We start from the raw sequence: 19188 nt of genomic DNA on the forward strand, positions 1-19188 counted from the left end.
ATAGCTATAGGCGGATTTGTCATATATACATTGAAACCGCTAAGTCATTTACTACCATCAGAATACTTCATTCTTTTTTCCCTTATAGTTTAAGTTTTTAAGTTATTGGGAGATAAAAGCGTCATCTTTTCCTAGGATTCCACAGAAAAGGTAGCGTAGTTTTTATATTTTATCATTTTAGCCAAGAAGACTCCTTCCTCAAGGAACGTGAAGTGAGTAGGTGGGAGATGAATTGGCTTCGGACAAGGGATGGCAGGAAGTCATCTTAATTGTTCGACATACTTACATTGTTACTTCAATATCATTCGAATGTACGTTTGTTGTATAATAGGTACATATCAAAATGGGTGTGAAAGGAATGATGATCAATAAAGCATATAAATTTCGTATCTATCCAAATAAAGCATAAGCAACCTTAATCATTCATTAGTTAGCTACTGAAAATACTTTGTTTCAATTGTATGATTAGGGTGTATGATAATAAGTTTAAAAATTATAGAGAAAACCCCGATTTGATTATGTTTCAAAATAAAAGTAAGCCTATGACTCAAAATTACATGTATCTTGGCAGTACCCCATGCCCATCAAGCTAACCAAGTAAATTACTAGATAAGAAACGATCCTTGTTTCAAAACTAGCAATTGATAGAAAAGTAGGCATGCTAAAGAAGCCTAATAAAACGTGATTTTTTCGCTAGGCAGATTGTCTATACTTCACCGTCGTTTTATACACAATCCCTAGAATATCAAAGACAGTCATCTTCTTATACCGATGACATTTACGACCGTTCTTTTTGAGCAACAGATAAAGACGATGCAGAATTTTTAAAATTTCTTCTGTGCCAACGGCTATCGCTTGAAACAGTAACGGAAAGTAATCTTTAACCATATAAATCGCTTTGTATTCACTCAGCTCCTGCTTTGTCTTTTCAAGCAGAAACTGTCGCATTTGAAACATCGTAGAAGAACAGAGGAGAATGCCGATGAGTTGTCCATATAAATGGCACTCTAGGCGTTCTCTTTTAATATTTTTACATTCATCAATTTCAAAAAATGACTTCCACGTTTTAAACAAAATTTCAATCTGCCAACGAAGTGAATACAATGAGTGCACGTAGTTCGTTGGTACTCCTTCTAGAGACGTGTTCGTGATATATACATTCATACCCATTAAACGTTTACTTTTCTCCTTCATGACGATGCCTTTTTTCTTTTCACGTATCGCTTGGTTTTTCAGGCGTGTTTGCGTTTGATCATCGGTTAAACGATGGAAAATGACACGTGCTGGAAGCTTCTGATTTTGGCCAATGTATGCCTCGGGGATTTCTATCGTTTCACCTGGGATTAGACCCGACATCATTTGTGCCATATCAAGCTGGATGTATTCTATTTGCTTTTTTAACGTGCCGTTGTTGAAGTATTCTGGCTCAGGGTTCTTGATATAAATGCGTGTATTCAGCTTCAACCGCGAGATATAGTAAGCCTCTTTATCATGAATAGTTTGTAAGTCTCCTAAATCGAAGTAACCAAGATCACGTAAACACAAATCACCCGCCTCTACGGTTTCAAGGCAGATGGTACCGTATGTTTTATCATTATTCTTTCCTGGTCCAAGCTGCACGTTAAGAAATTGACCACTAAGTAAATCATATTCCAATTGGATTTTCACGCCTGCCGTATTACTACTCCCGCCTGAACCTTGATAGTTAGTGGCGAAATGATCAGGCAGTTGAAACACTGTCGCATCTAAAATACGGATACGATTGAAAGTAGAGATCATGTGTGCAGAAAGCGAGTGATTTGAACAGAGTTTTTGTGTGAGAAGAGAAGTAAAGACTTCTCGAAGAAATGCGACAGCTGCTGGATTAAAGCGTTGGTTCAATCCTTCTGAGCTCATCAGTACCCCAGTTGAGGCTTCTAACTGACTGCACAATTGTGTAAGCGATGTGCTAGCGATTTCTTGACTGAGCCATACGCAAAGGGCAATGAGTTCGTTTGCTTGATACTTACTAGATCGCTGTACAAAACCAACTTGTTTGGCGATATCTTGTAGGACTATTGGAGATAAAAAGTATTGTAGCTCTTGTGCGAAAAGATTCAGTTCATTGGAAATGATAGGATTCATCAAAAACGCCATCCTTTCTGTATATTTCTACAAAAAGAATAGCGTTTTTTTGATTATATGGATACAAATTTATCTTAGCTTGATAGCGATGGGGTAGCACCAACAAAACGCGAATTTCTTACGCTAAGCAAATTGCAACCTAAAAAAGTCGAACAATTCTGCAAGGTGGCAGAGTCGTTTTTGGAAACGTTGATAGTTATAAAAATAAATATAATCTTCAATGGCAGCTTGTAGTTCCTCTTCAGATTCAAAGTGGTTTAAATAAATACCTTCTGATTTTACATGCAAAAAGAATGATTCAATACAAGTATTATCATGGCAATGTCCCTTACGGGAGTGGCTGCCAATAACACCTAGGTGTGCAAAATGATTATGATAGGCGTGAGATGCGTACTGAAACCCCTGATCCGAATGGAAAATGGTTCTGTAAAAATTTCTTTTTTCTGCTACTAAATCTAATGTATCCATCACGAGTTGTAAATCATTCCGTGAAGACAGCCTCCAAGCAATAACTACATTGTTATTAAGGTCTTGTTCGGCCAATAAATAACGAAATCCACCCTTCAATAATAGGTGATATCCGTTATGAGTACTTCGTTTGGCTGTCTCTTCTGAAATTTTCGTTCTAATACGTTTGGATAGGTTTTAGAGTATTAACGCTTTTTTAGATATTCAACCTGTACCTTGTAATAGTCACGTTCTTCTTCAACGCATTTGAAATGAATTTTCTTTCCATTGAGTGGATTAGGTGTTTCACGATATTTCTCTACCCAATTTTCTAATTGGGTTTTGCTTTTTAATCCATACATTGGGGCAACTTTGACATACCTTCCTCACCATTTAAATAACCTTGAACTGATTGTATTCTTAACTCGTAAGAATAGCTGTTATTTTTCCTAGACATAGTAAAATCCCCTCTAAGTAAATGATACACTGTCTACTTAGGGGGGATAATACCAATCAAATCCCTCTTTTTTATTTAGGCTTGCTCTATTTTTACCTCGATTTCAAAAATCGCTTCAATTTCAACTGTGGCATTCAGTGGATTGATACGTACTGAGTGACGTACGTGCATGTCTTCCTGCCTCACCGAACACATCGTATAATAATTGTGATGCCCCATTAATAACAGTATGTGGTTCTAAAAACCCAACTTCACTGTTAACAAATCACTGAAGTTTAATGACATTTACAACACGATCTAAATCACCAAGGTAATTCTTGACTGCTGCCAACATATTAATCGTGCTGATTTTTGCTGCCTCATGTGCTTCTTCTAATGTTCTTTCATTACCGACTTTCCCTGTATAAGCAAGTGCCCCATTAACAACTAGAATTTGTCCTGATACAAACAAAGCATTTCCTCATTGTTTTACAGGAATATACATTGCATCGGGGGGAGATTTAATCAATGGAAAGTACTATTTTTCCATGTGCTTTTTTACTTAATATTTGTTCATGCGCTTTTCCTGCATCTTCTAAGGTTAATGCATCTCCGATTTCCGGATGTAAAATACCCGATTCCAGGAAAGCCTCAACAGCAAGTAAACTCTCATTGTACTCATCGGGTATTGCATTCCAAAGAGCCAAACCTAAGATATCTGCTTCTTTATACATCGCCAATCTCGGATTGAATTCCAGGTTGCCCCGGCTACCAACTACAACGATACGACCATATTGTGCTATTATCTTCAGATCAGTCTCTAAATTCACATTTGCCAAGAACTCAATGATGACATTTGGTCCTTTATCATTTGTCAAAGAAATTATTTTATTGATGGAATCCTCCGTTATGTGATCGAGTACATGTGTGGCTCCTGAAGCTTTCACCAAAGACTTCCCCTCTTCTGTGCTTGCAGTTCCAATCACCGTCGCTCCGATTCCTTTGGCCATCTGAACTGCCAACAAACCAACGCCACCGCTTGCTCCGTGAATCAAAACTGTCTCACCTGGTTTTAACTTCGCTCTGTGAAACAATGCACGATAAGCAGTTAATGCTGGAATACCGAGAGATGCACCTTTCTGATATGATATTGACTCAGGCAATTTATGGACAACATTCGCATCACAAACCACTTTTTGTGCATATGTTCCGGTATTCCGCTTTGCAAGCAATGCAGCTACAAAAACGCGGTCTCCTATTTTGAGATGCTTTACCCCCTCGCCTATTGCATCTATAACTCCAGATCCATCAAACCCGGGGGTGTACGGCAACTCAGGAATATAAAAAGAATACGTACCAGTACGAATATACGTTTCATTAGGGTTGACACCCGCAGCAAAAAGTCTAACACGTACTTCATTTGTAGCCGGGATTGGTTCATCTACTTCTGTGCATTTCAAGACTTCAGGTCCACCGAAATTTGACATTTGAACAGCTTTCATCTGTATTCCTCCTACAAATTTAATATATAGTTTTTTTGTACTTTCAACCTACCTTCTTCATCATTTCTTATACTTATGGATGAGAGGAGATAGAAACGCTAATATTATTAATGCAATTAAAAAACCAATTGGATCAAAATCATGTAGACAATCGTTCCCCCTGCTATAGAGAGGAGCATCTTTTTCTTCCAAAAGTGAAGCAGGACAACTACCGATACCGCAATAAATTCAGGGATGCCGTGACTGCCGGACAGAAAGCTCACATCCTTTAAACTATAAATTACCAACAGTCCTACCACAGCCAATGGTAGCACTTTGCCAAGAAACTGAACATAATTTGGTGTGGGTTTACCTGATGGGAAAATGGCGAATGGAAGAAACCTTGTAAGCATTGTGCCTAAAACAACCATAGCAATTGTGATAATTTGCTGCGCTAAACTCATAGTCATATGATGACCTCAACTTTCTCTAATTTCTTTCTAAGAACGGTGAGCATTACCAGAATTGCAACCATAGCAGGGATAATGAAATTGTTTCCGCCAAAAATAATAAGACAGACAGTTGACAGCCCAATCCCTACAAGAGCACTATAGTGCTGTTTCTCTTTCATCCACTGTTCAATGAAAATTACAACAAAGAGAGCCGTCATAACAAATTCGAGTCCTTCTGTATCGAACTGTACAAGAGGTCCAAAAATGCCGCCAATTGTTGCTCCTATGACCCAATAGGAATGATTGAGCAGTGTCACGAAGAACATAAACCACCCCTTATCCACACCCAATGGAACATCAACGGTACCATTGATAGAAAAAGATTCATCACATAGCCCGTAAATCAGATAAAACTTTTTCTTCCCGGTTCCCCTATATTTATCCAGCATGGAAATGCCATAAAACAAATGTCGTGCATTCACCATTAAAGTTAGAAAAAGGGCGTTAATTGGATTAAACGCGACAAGCAATAAATTCGCTGCAACAAACTCCATTGATCCTGCAAATATTGTTAGACTCATCATGCTTGTATAAATTACATTGAAACCTAATGAATTCATATAGATTCCATAAGCAATTCCCAAAAATACAAATCCTGCAAAAATAGGGACTGTGTATGGAAAAGCCGCACGAAATGCAATTCTTATTTGATTTCTTTTTTTCATATGATTCACATCCTTGATTGCTAACTTTGTTTTAATTTAACATAGAGCATCCATACAAAAAATAAAATAATTGTATGCATTACATTTCTTTATAAAGAATTTAGTTCCCTTTTATTAAGAATTCCATACAAAAAGTGATATGATTGTATAGAATAAGATATTAGAGGTGTAGTATGCCAGTAAATTCATTTGATAATTACCCGATGGCTTGGAAACCTGATAAGAAATCCTTAAAACGCCCTTTTTATAAATCTCTAGCGTCACTACTTGAACAGGATATTATAAATGGCTTTTTAGCACCCGGGACAAAGTTACCCCCTCAACGAGAATTGGCAGATTTTCTTGACTTAAACTTTACGACTATTACTCGTGCCTACAAAATATGCGAGGTAAAGGGCTTAATTTATGCAGTAACCGGAAGCGGAACCTTTGTAGCTCCAAATGCGGCTCGTTCTATAACCATTTCCAATGATAAAATCACAAACAGTATTGATTTTGGCTTAGTAGCCTCTTTTGAGCAATCTAATGGAATTGTAGCAGAGGTTATCCAAAAGGTTGTGGATAAAAGCTATTTGGAGCAGCTACTAAATTACAATGATCCAACCGGTATTCCACATCAAAAGACTGCAGGGCTAAACTGGATGAAATCTTTCGGTATTCAAGCAGACCAAGAACATATAGCGATTGTTTCCGGCGCGCAAAATGCTTTGACTATTGCCTTGGCTGCTTTGTTTGAGCCTGGTAATAGAATTGCAACCGATTTATACACGTATTCAAATTTTATCGAGTTAGCAAAAATGTTCCATATTCAGTTAGTCCCAATTCCTGGAGACCAGTTTGGAATGCTACCAGACGAACTTGAAAAGCAGTGTCGGCAAATAAATATTCACGGCATTTTTCTGATGCCCTCTTGCAATAATCCAACCACAGTTATGATTTCGGATTTTCGAAAGAAAGAATTAGCGGCAGTCATTCGTAAGCATCGTTTAATTTTGATTGAGGATGATATTCATGCATTTCTGACGGCAGGTACAATCTCCGATTACCAGCAGCCAATGTTTAATTTACTTCCAGAACAGAGTGTTTATATTTGTGGCACCTCTAAGTCAATATGTTCTGGATTAAGAATTGCCTATATGGTCTATGGGGATGCATTAAGTGAGAAAATTTTGCATGCTATTTTTAACATCAATGTAAAAACCTCTTCTTTTGATGCAGAGGTTATCTCAGAGCTTATCTTATCGGGGAAGGCTCATGAAATTGTTTCTCAAAAGAAACAGCTTGCACAGTCTGCAAATGATATTTATTCGGAATATTTTCCTATAAAAAAGAATGTTGAACATCCTCTTAGTTTTTATCGTTGGCTTCCAATTGAAGGGCATAACGATGCGTTACAGTTGGAAGCGGATTTGAAAAGGCACGGTATTAGAGTTTTTCATTCTAACCGTTTTCTAAGCGGTCAGACCAATCCGGATAAGTATTTGCGTATTGCACTTTCTTCTACAAATTCATTGGATGAGTTAAAAGTTGGGTTAAAAATATTAAAACAGTATCTTAATTAATTCAAAGGTCATACACCATCTATAAAAAATAACGGGGTACGACTTAAAATCTTGTGCCACTATGATCTATAAAAAAGGGTTGCCTCAAGCAACCCTTTTTCTCATTTTTTAGTTGAATCAAACTATATATTCTCTTTGTTACTTCATAATCTGGCCCGATTGCGGAACAAAAATATAAGAAATATCTTCAGTAATACTATAAAATCACTTCAAAAACCAGCCCCACAAACGTAGTTCGGCTAGTAGGTGTTGTAAAAGTTGGACGGCAGCCTTTGTTCAAATGGAAGCATTATCACATACCCATCAACGTAAGAAATTGATTGTTCCCCAAAACGAAAAAATGAGCTGAATTCTCATAAATAACTGTAAAAAGGTGAAAATTTCGGTATGGGGGTATCTCAAAAGCTTAGGTTGATGGCAATGGGGTACCGCCAGAATTTCGGAAAAAATTACTCTAAGCGTATACAAGATTTTATACAGTTTTTCGGTTAATCCAAAAACAGACAAGAACCCTAAAACCGCACCAGGATAGGAATGTATAAAAAAACGCATAGATCCATAGAACAAAAAAGACGATTCCCTTGAGAGTAGGGATTCGTCTTTTTCTTCGCTACCGATAACAAGAATTATGTAAATAAGCTGCCCATATGGGCAGCTTATTGTATTTTTTCAAATACGCGATATTTTTTTAATCTTCACTATTGATTTCTATTGTACCTGTTCTAGCACTAACCTTTAAAATATTTAACAGATTATCAGGTGTCTTGATTTCCACTTCATATTCAAATTTTGATTGTGCTAAGTTGTCATCTTCTAATTCGAATTCTTTTTTCACATTCATAATTTCTCCATTTGTATGCGCTAAAGAAATTTCACGAACTTGTTTCTCTGTGTAGTTTTCATTCTTTTTTGCATAATTGTAACCCATACCATAATATCCACCAACAATAGCAATACCACTTACTAAAATAGCAATTACGCTTATCATTATTTTCTTTTTATGTTTTAACATTTTCATCCACTCCTTAATAATTAATCATCTATTCCAAATCTTGCTTCAAGTACATTTTCTGCTTGCTCTAATTGATCTTCCAGTATATCGTGTTCTCTTTCTTGCGCTTTATATTGTTCAATCGTTATCGTTCCGGCGTGATAATCTGCTTCTAGCTGATTATCCGATAGATCTATCTTGTCATCCAATTGATCAATTTCTTTTTTTGCTGCTAAGTACGTATTTAAGTTTTCTTCTTTAGCTCCAACTGGTTTCGTGTTATTTGCCTTTTCTACAATAGATGTGACTTCGTTTTTAAAATCTTGTATTTGCTTCGTATCATTCGTAGCAGGCCCTGTTTTGTGTGGTTCTTGTTGTAGTTGAGCACTTTCTTTTTGCAATGTATCATTTTCCACTTTCAGTTGTTGTATTTCTGTATCGTTATCAGCTTGAGTAGAACAAGCTGTTAAGAATAAACAAGACATTGCTCCAATCATCATCCATTTTCCCATTATGTTCTCCTCCCTTTACATGTGCACCTTATCCATGTCCTTATATTACTGAACAAACATTAAAGGAAGATTAATGTGCAAAAAAATAAAATGATATAATTAAATAGTTTCTAATCTTTCTTTAATGTTTTGAAATTATAGTGATACATATAAATAAGAAGAAAAGGAGAATGTTAATGCGAGTTCTTATTGTCGAAGATGAAAAAGACTTACAAAATATATTAGTAAAACGATTAAATGCAGAATATTATAGTGTCGATGGATGTGGGAATGGAGAAGATGCTTTGGATTATATAAGCATGGCTACCTACGATTTGATTGTGCTTGACATTATGATTCCCGGAATAGATGGTTTACAAGTATTACAAAGATTACGTTCGGACAATAATACAACTCCTGTCTTGCTTCTTACAGCTAAAGATACAATTGATGATCGCGTAACAGGACTCGACTTAGGTGCGGACGATTATTTAGTAAAGCCCTTTGCTTTTGATGAGCTGTTAGCAAGAATTCGAGTGTTGATGCGAAGAAAAACAGGAAATATATCTAATGTGTTTGAAATCGCTGACCTAGTGGTGGATTGCAATATGCATAAAGTAACAAGAGGAGATCAAGTTATCAATCTTTCCAGTAAAGAATTTGCTATTTTAGAATATATGATTCGTAATAAAGAAGTTGTGTTGACACGAGATAAAATTGAGCAACATGTGTGGAATTACGACTATGAAGGTGGCTCGAATATTATTGATGTTTACGTCCGCTATCTTCGCAAAAAAATTGATAGCCAGTTTGAAACGAAGTTAATTCATACAGTACGAGGAACTGGTTACGTATTGCGAGTAGAATCATGAAAAGACTATCAATAAAAATGAGAGTGACCCTATGGTATACGGGGCTAGTTGTAATTATTATGGCACTCGTGTTAGCTTTTATTTTAACTTCTTCAGATAAAGTTTTGCTTTTTAATATGAAAAATCAATTGAAGAGCACAGTAAAAGAAAGTGTTGAAGATATCGAATATAAGCATGGGCAGTTAAAGATTGACGATGAATTTGAAGCCTTAGAAGATGGAGTAAATATCATCATTTATAGTAAACAAGGTGAGCTGCTGGCAGGACATAATCCAACAACCTTTAATAAAAAGGTATCGCTTAAATCCGATGAAATACAAACCATTAAAGACGGTAATAAGGAATGGATAGTATATGATTTTCTCCATAATGTAGGCGGCGATGAGCAAGTCTGGGTTCGTGGCATAATGACCATGAATCAATTATCATCGACCATGAATACGCTTATTGTGGTAACACTCATCTCATTTCCATTACTTATTCTCATTGCAGCAGCGGGAGGATATTTTATTACGCAAAGAGCGTTTCGACCTGTGCAACAAATGAGTGATTCAGCCAGTGAAATTGGTGATGGTAAAGACCTTTCGAAGAGAATTAATTTACAAGGTTCATCGAAAGACGAAATGTATCATTTAGCACAAACCTTTGACAAAATGTTTGAGCGATTGGAGACATCATTCGAAAGTGAAAAACAATTTACATCTGACGCATCTCATGAATTAAGAACACCAACATCTGTTATTATTTCGCAATGCGAATACGCTTTATCGCAGAGGAATAATCCGAAAGAAATGGAAGAATCGTTAGAAGTAATTTTAAGGCAATCGCGTAAAATGTCCACGTTAATCTCGCAACTCTTATTATTAGCACGAGTTGACCAAGAAAAGCATAATACTTTTCAATTTGAATGTATCAATATGAGTGAATTAACGGAAATCGTTGTAGAAGAGCTTTCATTAATGGTTCAAGAAGCTTCGATTAATATAACAACAAATATAGAGGAAGACCTGTTTATTAAAGCAGATCAAACATTGATGATGCGTTTATTAATGAATTTACTAACGAATGCGATTGCTTATAGCAAAGCGAACGGCACTGTGAATATCCAACTGTTCCGGGATGAAACCAACATAATAGGTAAAGTCTCCGATAATGGCATAGGCATCAGCGAGCAACATATTGTAAAAATATGGGACCGCTTCTATCGAGTTGACGCAGCACGAACATCTTCAAACAATGGAAACACAGGTTTAGGATTGTCGATGGTAAAATGGATTATAGAACTACACGGAGGAGAAATTACCGTTGAAAGTGAATTAGGAGAAGGCAGTACTTTTACATTTAAACTACCAATTGAAAACCGAGCATAATGTATGCTCGGTTTTAGCTTTAGAATACAGATTGATTAAAAAGCTCTCTTCAGTCCTTGTTTAATAATTGTAGCAATAAATTCAGTGACTTCCTTTAATCAACATAGATCATGCACTATGGAATAAAGTGAAACTTTAATCAGCTCCCAACAAACTTCTGTACCCACCTAAATTTTGAGCTGGGAGTTTTACTTTCCACAAATAGTAAGAAGCTAAATATATAGTAAAACCCCAGAAATCCAAAGGTCTCTGGGGCTCCATTATATATTTAGCTCTTTTTGCTTTTTATTTTGTTTATGTCTATGCAGCAATTTTCGACTTATGAGAGAAATCAGTAATAAGATCAGTATTAGTACGAAAAGTTGCATAAATGATAAATCAAAATATTTAGCACCTGTAACTATTAAAAGTGTAGAAATCGTACCTTTTACAATGAAAAAAATAATAATCCATAATCCGCCTTTTTTCCAGTTCATTTTTATTTTACCCTTTCCTACGCTTAAATTCTTAAATGGGACACCTTAATAGAAATCTATTATATTAATAAAAAAGTAAACTTTTTCACAAAAATCATGTCCAATTACATGCGACGATTTCATAATAAATGAAAATGATATTCAGTGTCAATTTTATTGACTATTTGAATATCTATTTATCATCTCAATCTCTTTCTACTTCGTTTCTTATAGGCAATGAACTCTTGTTTTCAAACAAAAAACACCTCCATTGAATTTGCACACTAAATATGCGAATTCAAGAGGTGTTTTTTCATGTACCATCAGATAAGATTTCCTGCTTTATTTATTTCTTGATACGTAGCTATTTTCTAGTACACAATAACTGGATCATTAGTGTTCAAACTGTCATATACAGTTTTTGCAACATTAGGAAGAAGGTTTACACACCCGCCTGATCCCCCTGTTAAATAAGCATTATTTGCCCAGTCTTTTCGCCAGCCTGCATCATGGAATCCTTGGCCGCTATTTGTGAATGGAACCCAGTAATCTACCTTAACTGCATAATCAGCTTTACCTACTGCGCTGCCTTTCAGCGTGTATGGTGTTCGTTTATATAGAACGTACCACACACCTGGTGATGTATCTTCACTCGTGCTATGTTTACCAGTTACTACATTTGTTGTGACGACTAATTTCCCATCTTTATAAATCCAAATTTGTTGATCTGCAATTGAAACTTCCGCATACGTGTCTCCGATGCCATTATTCGATGTTGTTTCATAACCGATACCTTCCTTCTCCCAACCATTTCCATGGATATTAGAAGCAGATAGCGATTTTTCACCCTTTTCAAAAGCTTGTTGAACTTGTTTTGTTTCTTTTTCAACATCTAGTGCCCAGCCGTAGCCTTGTCCTTTTACTGATATGACCGAACCGGAATGGGTTTTAAAGCTGAAATTTTTATTTAATGTTGATTTAGCATTATTAATTTCAGCAATCTTATTCTTAATGTCGCTCGCATCGATTGTAACTTTCATATCCTTTGACATAGAGGCATTCTGAATTAAATCTTTCGCTTTTAAAGGATACACTTCATTCTGCACTTTATACTCAACAGACTGCCCAAGAAGATTCTGTAGTGCTTTCTCCTCTTTTTTGACAATCGGATCGTCTTCTTTAATAGGCTTTATGTATGTAGACTTCAGATGAATTTCACTTTTATACTTCTGCTTGTCGTAATCTTTCAGTAGACTAGTAACGTCATACTGTTTTCCATCAACGCTCTTCGAAATAACAACTTTTCCTTGTTCAAGCTTCGCCATAGCATCTTGAGGCGCTTTTAATTTTTCATTCATAGAGATGAGCTTTTCTTCTACAAGTTTTTTCATCGTTTCACTACGATACTGATCCGCCTTTTCCGGTAGCACTGAATAATTTTTTTCCTTTGAGGAAGGGAAAAATGTCCACTGGCTTTTTAATAGTTTCTTAACTTGAGGAAAATCTTTTTCCGTAAGTTCCGTTTTTGTATCTTTTTCATCTAAAATTTGTTGTTGATCAACATAGACTTTGTTTTCTAGTCCAGATGTTTTTAATTTCTGTATTGCCTGATCAGCGTTCAGACCACCGACTTTTGTGTCATTAATCGTAACATTTGAATTGAAGTGAGTTGCCTGATAATAACTCATTCCTCCAATGAGAAGTACAATTACACCAACACCCGCTGCAATAAGCTTCCAATTTGTAAAACGTTTGCTTGATCTTACTCGTTTTCTCTCAACTTCTTCAACTGATTCATTTATTGGATTATTGTTCATCAATCTTTCCCCCGTATACATTAACGTCAATCGATTTTAAACTAAAACCATTGACTAGTGTACCTTATTTTTCCTAAAATTTCATTATTTTTAAAAAGATTTTATCGCATTTAATTAATCAACTTTAGTTTTTTAATAGAACAACACATTGAATAGTCCCTTACAAGTAATAAATCATTACAATAAACACCAAAAAGTTAAGTACCATATACTTTTATTTAACTAACTTCTCTCCGGTAACAATCTGAAACAAGGTGGCTGCATTTTTCCCTTCTAATTGAGCATACCGATTATCCCCCGCCATTACTTCTACTTTATCTTTATTAGGACTAATCCAAATTTGATATGACACAGATTTCGCCTCTATTTTCGGATTTTTAAACTGAAAAATAAACTGATAATCAGCTGAACGCGACATTTCCGCTTTTTTATTTTCAAAATGAATATCATTTAATATTTTCTTTACTTGCAACACTTGATTATTGTCTGTAACTACTTTCAAATCCTCATAATTATCATCACCAACACGTTTTTGCACTTCGATTCTTTGATCTTCATTTCCTAGTATATTTGAACAGCCGGTTACTATGAATATACACATAAAAACAAAAACTAAAGTCAATTTTCTAATTCGCATATTAGTCCTCCTCTTTTTAATAAAAAGCATCCCTGATTGTAAAATAAAGGTAAACACCTTGCAATTAGACATATAAAAACTAATAAGGAAGGAGTGCCATTCCATGCAACTGAAAACATACACTTGGAAAAGTTATACGTTTCTCATTATAAGTATATTCGTTACTATTAATCTCTTTCTCTTCTCACCTATTTTAGACAGAGTTGGAGTAGAATATGTGGTTCCTTTCGCGTACTTCATATTAACTTCCGCTGTTATAGCAATTATATTAGCAGTTATCTCATTTTGTAGTCGCAGCGAAAAGAAAATTTTATCTATTATCGGTTTAACCTTTACGTTATTTAATACAGCAATTATTTTATCTTTCCTTTGGTTCGGTTACCATTTCACTTAAAATACAAATATAATCCGTAACCTAAAAGAAGTATTAGTATTATAGAAATGCTGAGTATCGTGTATATGATCCATCTTAATGTTGTACTCATATAATCACCCCTCCCACGTTCCAATAATTCCATTATATAACAAATGATTCATTGAAAGTTTAAAACGTGCTTTAAAATAAATTAAGCGAAGTAAGGGACGCCATTTGACTCCCCTTACTTCGCCTTTAAAGAACAATGAGTGAATAGCTTACTCAACCAGCTTATTAAGTAACCTTTCACTATTTTTACACAATGGTAATTATAGTGTTTTTTGACATTTAATCATTATAAATTTAAATGGAGGTTTACTTGCCATATTTTTATGTGGCTCCACAATTTCCGTAGTTTCCATCAGTCCATATTTTCCAAAGTCTTGTTTTACCGAGTCAACATCATAAAAATACATTTTTACCCCTTCCATTATCTCGAAGTAGTCTTTACCAAGTTGTTTCCCCTTCCCAAACATTGGGGCATCTTTAGAAATAGTAGTAAAAATCATATATCCGTTTGGTTTTAACTGACTATAACAATCTTTAATAAACTTCTCTCTCTCATCCTTATTCAACAAATGAATAAGTGCATAAGAAAATATGCCATCATACAGTTTGTTATCAAAAGGCATATCCGTAACTGAACCATGGAATAAATTAGCATTAATTTCATTTTCCCTCGCCAATTCGATCGCTGTTTTTGAAATTTCAATACCTGTTACTTGTATTTCGTTATCAATAAAAACCTTTGCATTTCTTCCATATCCAATACCAGGAATCAATATATCCTTCACTTTCTTTTCAAGGAAAAAATCCTTCGTCAAAATTGCGGAATCTGCAGCTTCAAATCCCCACATCATTTGATTTTCTATAAAACTTGCTTCCCAAAATTCTGTCATACATCAATCTCCTTTATATATCGTTGTCTACCGTTGAATGTTGAAAAATCATCGCATATTCACGAAATTGTATCAAATTTCAACATTAATTCAAAACAAAAAGCATTGGATACCCAATGCTTTTTACACTTACGCAAATAGAGACGTATTCGCATATAAAGCTGGTGAACCACCTGAATGTACGAATAAAATGTTGTCTTCTTTATTAAATTTGCCTTTTCTAATTAAATCAATTAATCCTGCTACTGCTTTACCTGTATAAACTGGGTCAAGTAAAATACCTTCTGTTTTCGCAAGTAACTGTACTGCTTCAACCATTTCTGGTGTTGGTAAAGCGTATCCTGGTCCTACATATTCATCAAAGCATGTAACTGCCTCGCGTGAAATAGAGTTTGGGATACCAACGTGAGCTGAAGTTTCATCTACAAGTTTTGCTACTTTCTCTTCTTGCTCCGCTTTTCCTCTACTTACGTTAATTCCGATTACAGGAATTTTACTTTGTGTTCCGGAAAAACCAGTAATTAAACCAGCATGCATACCAGCGCTACCACTTACGCAAACAACTGAACTGAAATCAATTCCTTGCTCGAATGATTGCGCCATAATTTCTTGCGCACAAGCAATGTATCCCATTGCGCCAGTAGGATTTGATCCACCAACTGGTATTACATATGGTGTATTACCTTTTTCACTAACTTCTTTCGCTACTTTATGCATCTCTTCCATAAGGTCTGTTCCGTTTGGCACAACAATTACGTTTTCAGCACCTAATAAATGATATAAGAAATAGTTTCCGTTAAAGTCTGGCTTTTCTTCTGGCTCAAGCCCTTCCTCTAACACAAGAATACATTTCATTTTTTCTTTTACCGCAGCTGCAAGTGTTAGACGGCAATGGTTTGACTGAATACCACCAGCTGTAATTAACGTATCTGCACCCTTTGCCTGTGCATCCGCAACTAGAAACTCTAACTTTCTCGTCTTATTACCGCCAGCTGTTAAACCAAGTAAATCATCTCGTTTAAAATAAATAGTTGGCCCACCAAGTACTTCAGAAAAATTGTTTAATTTTTCAATTGGTGTATATGATTCTGTATATTTTTTTCTCGGAAATTTAGCTAAATTCATCAATAACGCTCCTTTTGTACTTCTTTCACAATGTATGTAACGATACTATTATTGCATGTAAAAATGATGAAGTCACCTTTCTGAATTAAAAATGTATTAGATTTTCGGTAAATGCAATTTATATCGGCGATTTTTCAAATATATCGACTTACCGACAAAAACCGATAAAACAAAAAGAGCCCACACATTTAAATGCGTGAGCCCTCTCCAATCACTTATTTACCGAAAAACGAAGAAGCTGTGTTAATCCTGGCTCTAAATTCATTTCTCCTTTGTGACGTACGTATACGATTTTGTCGCCATCAAACTTTTGAGGTTTTGATGGATTATACGTATTCCACTCGTTCGTTCCTTCTATAGAGTACTCCATATATTCTGTTGCGCCGACAATTACATTTTTATTATCATCAGCCGTGACATCTGGTGCCATTTGTGCGATTTTCGCATCACTAATTGATAATTTCTTTATGCCCTTATCCCGTTTATAATCGTAAGCTGTTACGATTACATCGTTACCGTATGCTTTTATTTGTAATCCTTGTTTAAATGAATAGCCATCTGGAGCAGTCTTCTCTCCGCCATTTGGTCCAGCTGACATCCAGCCTGTTTCAATACCTCCCGTATTTACAACCGTAAATCCTTTTTCATCTCCGCCTGCAATTTTCTTTTTACCAGCCCAATCTGGTAAATTTAAATCCCAATGCGTATGACTCGTGAAGAAAACAACTTGCGGATAGTCTTTTAATATATCGTACAATTTATCAACATTTAAATAGTCTTGTAAATACGGATTTTGTTTTGATCCAGATACCGTATCCGGTAAAACGTGATGAGAGAAAATGAAAATTGGCTTATTCTTATCTTTTTGACTGTAGTCTTCTAAATTTTGTTTTAACCAGCCTAATTGCTCATCACTCATATATACTTCGTCCCACATTTTTGAATCGTGGTATTTCATATATTTTTCAGTTCCTAAAAATAAAAGCGGATAACCGTCTAATTCTTTTTTATGATATACCTTTTCTTGCCCGCTAAACTGCAAATAGCGGTTGAATAGTGTTTCTTCCGTTACACCATTTGGCCATGTATTTTGAGCTAACGTCCCATCAGCTTTCCATTTCCCAGCATAAAACTCATGATTCCCAACAGTTGACCATACATTTTCTGGATGCTTATTCTTGTTTAACACACGCTTCACATCATCATATTGTGACTGCTGTCCAGTTGGCGTTATATCCCCATTCATAATAAGCGCTCTAGAAAGCGGCGTCACTTTGTTCATATCTTTTAATACGTGATCAAAATCTGATAAATCCCCTTGAATGTCACTAATAACATTAAACATCGTCGCTGTTTTTCTTACTCGCTCTTTCTCTTCCGCGTGCATTGTAAATGTCGGTAATAATACCGCCATAACGGCTAACGAAGCAACTACCTTTTTCATACAATTTCTCCCCCTAATAATAAAATGTATAAACTAACATGTTCTACTTTCTCTTAGATGCTTGCCCAATTCACATTATAAGGAGGGATTGTAAAGATAGATGGAGTAAAAATTTAAGTATTTTTTAAGAGATTTTGTCTTTTTTACACTACGCATTTAACAATTGGCACCAATTGTTCTATTTACCTATTAATATTAAATGAGTGTAAAATCACACGATTAATCTCGTAGTTTGATACGTTGTGTTTTAATCTATTTTACATAATCTCAATAAAGCACTTTACCCCTTCAAATTCTCTTCATTTAATCCGAACAACTCTTGTAAAATAAAACGCCCATCTTTTCTAATTAGTACATCATCGAACCAAACTTCACCCCCACCATACTCCGGTCTTTGAATGTTTACTAAATCCCAATGTATCGCTGATTTATTCCCATTATCTGCACCTTGTAACGAATCTCCAATCGCTAGATGATAACTACCATTTATTTTTTCATCAAATAACGTATTATTCATCGGGTGTAGTATATAAGGATTAAAGGCTAGTGCAAATTCTCCAATATATCTTGCTCCCTCATCCGTATTAAGAATTTGATTTATTCGCTCTGTATCGTTTGCGTGTACCTCTATTATTTTTCCATGCTTAATATGTAACTTTATATTTTTAAACGCATAACCTCGTTGAACAGATACCGTGTTAAATGTTATTACTCCATTTACTGAATTTTTAACAGGTGCTGTATACACTTCACCATCAGGTATATTATCCGTTCCCTCTCCTTTTAAAACGCCAATTCCTTCAATTGAAAACTTCAAATCCGTACCTTCTCCAATAATCCTAACTTGCTTTGTCTTTTCCATTAATTCTTTTAACGGATTCATTGCTTTCGACATTTTATTGTAATCTAACGTACATACATCATAATAAAATTTTTCATAAGCCTCAGTACTCATATTCGCTTCTTGCGCAGACGCCGCATTCGGAATTCGAGTTGTCACCCATCTCGTTTTATACACTGCTTCACTATGAGCTTTTCCAAATATCTTTTGATATAATTTCATTTTTTCTGCTGGTACATCTGCTAATTCATATGCATTTCTAGGGCTACGGAGATTAATATATACTTGCATCTTACTTAAGCGATAACATTCCCAATCTGCAAATAACTTAAATTGTTCTTCAGATCCTGATAGAATCAATTGCCTTGTTACAGAAACATCGCGCATTGATACATGCGTATATCCCCCTGCTTTTTCCACAGACTTAATAATTTCACGAACTACTGCGGGATCTATTTCAGTAACACTTTGGATCAACACTTGATCGCCAGGCTGCACTTTCGTAGAATGATTGACTAGTATATCCGCTAATTTCGATAGTTTTCGCTTCATTACACCCTCGTCCCTTCACTACCATTTCAATATATTAATAAAAAAAGAGAAC

The 19188-nt window shown here is 35.4% G+C and carries 21 protein-coding genes; 5 read left to right on the top strand and 16 right to left on the bottom strand.

Annotation, left to right across the window (positions count from 1 at the left end; translation table 11 throughout):
* Window positions 1–358: 358 nt before the first annotated feature.
* Window positions 359–409, top strand: coding sequence for a helix-turn-helix domain-containing protein (locus JFU23_RS03530; RefSeq protein WP_374191749.1), 51 nt, complete (start codon window positions 359–361; stop codon window positions 407–409).
* A gap of 284 nt (window positions 410–693) precedes the next feature.
* Here the strand turns inward: JFU23_RS03530 and JFU23_RS03535 are convergent, their stop codons facing one another.
* From JFU23_RS03535 to azlC, 7 genes are all read right to left on the bottom strand, one after another.
* Window positions 694–2124, bottom strand: a complete 1431-nt coding sequence (locus JFU23_RS03535; RefSeq protein WP_201031387.1) for an IS4 family transposase — start codon at window positions 2122–2124, stop codon at window positions 694–696.
* A gap of 123 nt (window positions 2125–2247) precedes the next feature.
* Window positions 2248–2691: a DDE-type integrase/transposase/recombinase gene (locus JFU23_RS03540; protein ID WP_274606695.1), complete on the bottom strand. Its 444-nt coding sequence runs from the start codon at window positions 2689–2691 to the stop codon at window positions 2248–2250.
* 86 nt (window positions 2692–2777) lie between these two features.
* Window positions 2778–2933: a hypothetical protein gene (locus tag JFU23_RS30445; RefSeq protein WP_242483483.1), complete on the bottom strand. Its 156-nt coding sequence runs from the start codon at window positions 2931–2933 to the stop codon at window positions 2778–2780.
* A gap of 360 nt (window positions 2934–3293) precedes the next feature.
* Entirely contained in the window at window positions 3294–3479 is a 186-nt protein-coding gene (locus JFU23_RS30450) for a RidA family protein (protein ID WP_242483484.1), read from the bottom strand.
* A gap of 49 nt (window positions 3480–3528) precedes the next feature.
* Window positions 3529–4509 carry an NADPH:quinone reductase gene (locus JFU23_RS03550; RefSeq protein WP_201031389.1) on the bottom strand — a complete coding sequence of 327 codons (981 nt, stop codon included), beginning with the start codon at window positions 4507–4509 and terminating at the stop codon, window positions 3529–3531.
* A gap of 116 nt (window positions 4510–4625) precedes the next feature.
* A complete protein-coding gene (locus tag JFU23_RS03555) occupies window positions 4626–4958 on the bottom strand; it encodes a branched-chain amino acid transporter permease (RefSeq protein ID WP_201031390.1) in 333 nt (110 codons plus the stop codon).
* Complete coding sequence (azlC, locus tag JFU23_RS03560) at window positions 4955–5665, bottom strand: azaleucine resistance protein AzlC (protein WP_201031391.1); 711 nt, start codon at window positions 5663–5665, stop codon at window positions 4955–4957. The genes JFU23_RS03555 and azlC overlap by 4 nt, the downstream gene beginning before the upstream one ends.
* Before the next feature lie 173 nt (window positions 5666–5838).
* Between azlC and JFU23_RS03565 the strand changes: the two genes are divergently transcribed.
* Entirely contained in the window at window positions 5839–7227 is a 1389-nt protein-coding gene (locus tag JFU23_RS03565; protein ID WP_201031392.1) for an aminotransferase-like domain-containing protein, read from the top strand.
* Window positions 7228–7915: 688 nt separating this feature from the next.
* Here JFU23_RS03565 and JFU23_RS03570 read toward each other — a convergent pair.
* Window positions 7916–8239, bottom strand: coding sequence for a PepSY domain-containing protein (locus JFU23_RS03570; RefSeq protein WP_201031393.1), 324 nt, complete (start codon window positions 8237–8239; stop codon window positions 7916–7918).
* A gap of 20 nt (window positions 8240–8259) precedes the next feature.
* The gene (locus JFU23_RS03575; RefSeq protein ID WP_201031394.1) at window positions 8260–8730 is read right to left on the bottom strand and encodes a hypothetical protein; all 471 of its coding nucleotides are present in this window, start codon (window positions 8728–8730) and stop codon (window positions 8260–8262) included.
* A gap of 176 nt (window positions 8731–8906) precedes the next feature.
* Here JFU23_RS03575 and JFU23_RS03580 point away from each other — a divergent pair, with 176 nt between their 5' ends.
* Both JFU23_RS03580 and JFU23_RS03585 read left to right on the top strand, forming a co-directional pair.
* Window positions 8907–9581 (top strand): response regulator transcription factor, encoded by a 675-nt coding sequence (locus JFU23_RS03580; protein WP_201031395.1) that lies wholly within the window; start codon window positions 8907–8909, stop codon window positions 9579–9581.
* A complete protein-coding gene (locus JFU23_RS03585) occupies window positions 9578–10951 on the top strand; it encodes a sensor histidine kinase (protein WP_201031396.1) in 1374 nt (457 codons plus the stop codon). Before JFU23_RS03580 ends, JFU23_RS03585 begins: the two co-directional genes overlap by 4 nt.
* Before the next feature lie 260 nt (window positions 10952–11211).
* Here JFU23_RS03585 and JFU23_RS03590 read toward each other — a convergent pair whose 3' ends face one another.
* The 3 genes from JFU23_RS03590 to JFU23_RS03600 all read right to left on the bottom strand — a co-directional run bounded on the left by JFU23_RS03590 (window position 11212) and on the right by JFU23_RS03600 (window position 13860).
* Window positions 11212–11427, bottom strand: coding sequence for a hypothetical protein (locus tag JFU23_RS03590; protein ID WP_002017170.1), 216 nt, complete (start codon window positions 11425–11427; stop codon window positions 11212–11214).
* Between the two features lie 350 nt (window positions 11428–11777).
* Entirely contained in the window at window positions 11778–13223 is a 1446-nt protein-coding gene (locus JFU23_RS03595) for a L,D-transpeptidase family protein (protein WP_002192790.1), read from the bottom strand.
* Between the two features lie 214 nt (window positions 13224–13437).
* Complete coding sequence (locus JFU23_RS03600) at window positions 13438–13860, bottom strand: YhfM domain-containing protein (protein WP_201031397.1); 423 nt, start codon at window positions 13858–13860, stop codon at window positions 13438–13440.
* Between the two features lie 103 nt (window positions 13861–13963).
* On the opposite strand from JFU23_RS03600, the gene JFU23_RS03605 reads away from it, so the two are divergent.
* The gene (locus tag JFU23_RS03605; protein ID WP_201031398.1) at window positions 13964–14254 is read left to right on the top strand and encodes a hypothetical protein; all 291 of its coding nucleotides are present in this window, start codon (window positions 13964–13966) and stop codon (window positions 14252–14254) included.
* A 290-nt stretch (window positions 14255–14544) separates the two neighbouring features.
* On the opposite strand, the gene JFU23_RS03610 is transcribed toward JFU23_RS03605, so the two are convergent.
* The 4 genes from JFU23_RS03610 to JFU23_RS03625 form a co-directional block, all read right to left on the bottom strand.
* Entirely contained in the window at window positions 14545–15174 is a 630-nt protein-coding gene (locus JFU23_RS03610) for a class I SAM-dependent methyltransferase (protein ID WP_088039743.1), read from the bottom strand.
* A gap of 129 nt (window positions 15175–15303) precedes the next feature.
* Window positions 15304–16299: a D-cysteate sulfo-lyase gene (cuyA, locus tag JFU23_RS03615; protein ID WP_201031399.1), complete on the bottom strand. Its 996-nt coding sequence runs from the start codon at window positions 16297–16299 to the stop codon at window positions 15304–15306.
* 211 nt (window positions 16300–16510) lie between these two features.
* Window positions 16511–17743 (bottom strand): DUF4073 domain-containing protein, encoded by a 1233-nt coding sequence (locus JFU23_RS03620; RefSeq protein ID WP_201031400.1) that lies wholly within the window; start codon window positions 17741–17743, stop codon window positions 16511–16513.
* Window positions 17744–18023: 280 nt separating this feature from the next.
* Window positions 18024–19136, bottom strand: coding sequence for an aminopeptidase (locus JFU23_RS03625; protein WP_201031401.1), 1113 nt, complete (start codon window positions 19134–19136; stop codon window positions 18024–18026).
* Window positions 19137–19188: the final 52 nt, after the last annotated feature.

Origin of the sequence: Bacillus sp. TH50 (assembly GCF_016650565.1) — a bacterium.
Lineage (GTDB): Bacteria > Bacillota > Bacilli > Bacillales > Bacillaceae_G > Bacillus_A > Bacillus_A mycoides.

Coding starts and splice junctions, on each gene's coding strand:
- JFU23_RS03555 (WP_201031390.1), bottom strand. CDS start 4,958: ATGACTATGAGTTTAGCGCAGCAAATTATCACAATTGCTATGGTTGTT.
- JFU23_RS03575 (WP_201031394.1), bottom strand. CDS start 8,730: ATGGGAAAATGGATGATGATTGGAGCAATGTCTTGTTTATTCTTAACA.
- JFU23_RS03595 (WP_002192790.1), bottom strand. CDS start 13,223: ATGAACAATAATCCAATAAATGAATCAGTTGAAGAAGTTGAGAGAAAA.
- JFU23_RS03600 (WP_201031397.1), bottom strand. CDS start 13,860: ATGCGAATTAGAAAATTGACTTTAGTTTTTGTTTTTATGTGTATATTC.
- JFU23_RS03550 (WP_201031389.1), bottom strand. CDS start 4,509: ATGAAAGCTGTTCAAATGTCAAATTTCGGTGGACCTGAAGTCTTGAAA.
- JFU23_RS03590 (WP_002017170.1), bottom strand. CDS start 11,427: ATGAACTGGAAAAAAGGCGGATTATGGATTATTATTTTTTTCATTGTA.
- JFU23_RS30445 (WP_242483483.1), bottom strand. CDS start 2,933: ATGTATGGATTAAAAAGCAAAACCCAATTAGAAAATTGGGTAGAGAAA.
- JFU23_RS03585 (WP_201031396.1), top strand. CDS start 9,578: ATGAAAAGACTATCAATAAAAATGAGAGTGACCCTATGGTATACGGGG.
- JFU23_RS03610 (WP_088039743.1), bottom strand. CDS start 15,174: ATGACAGAATTTTGGGAAGCAAGTTTTATAGAAAATCAAATGATGTGG.
- JFU23_RS03565 (WP_201031392.1), top strand. CDS start 5,839: ATGCCAGTAAATTCATTTGATAATTACCCGATGGCTTGGAAACCTGAT.
- JFU23_RS03620 (WP_201031400.1), bottom strand. CDS start 17,743: ATGAAAAAGGTAGTTGCTTCGTTAGCCGTTATGGCGGTATTATTACCG.
- JFU23_RS03535 (WP_201031387.1), bottom strand. CDS start 2,124: ATGAATCCTATCATTTCCAATGAACTGAATCTTTTCGCACAAGAGCTA.
- JFU23_RS03580 (WP_201031395.1), top strand. CDS start 8,907: ATGCGAGTTCTTATTGTCGAAGATGAAAAAGACTTACAAAATATATTA.
- JFU23_RS03570 (WP_201031393.1), bottom strand. CDS start 8,239: ATGTTAAAACATAAAAAGAAAATAATGATAAGCGTAATTGCTATTTTA.
- JFU23_RS03625 (WP_201031401.1), bottom strand. CDS start 19,136: ATGAAGCGAAAACTATCGAAATTAGCGGATATACTAGTCAATCATTCT.
- azlC (WP_201031391.1), bottom strand. CDS start 5,665: ATGAAAAAAAGAAATCAAATAAGAATTGCATTTCGTGCGGCTTTTCCA.
- cuyA (WP_201031399.1), bottom strand. CDS start 16,299: ATGAATTTAGCTAAATTTCCGAGAAAAAAATATACAGAATCATATACA.
- JFU23_RS03605 (WP_201031398.1), top strand. CDS start 13,964: ATGCAACTGAAAACATACACTTGGAAAAGTTATACGTTTCTCATTATA.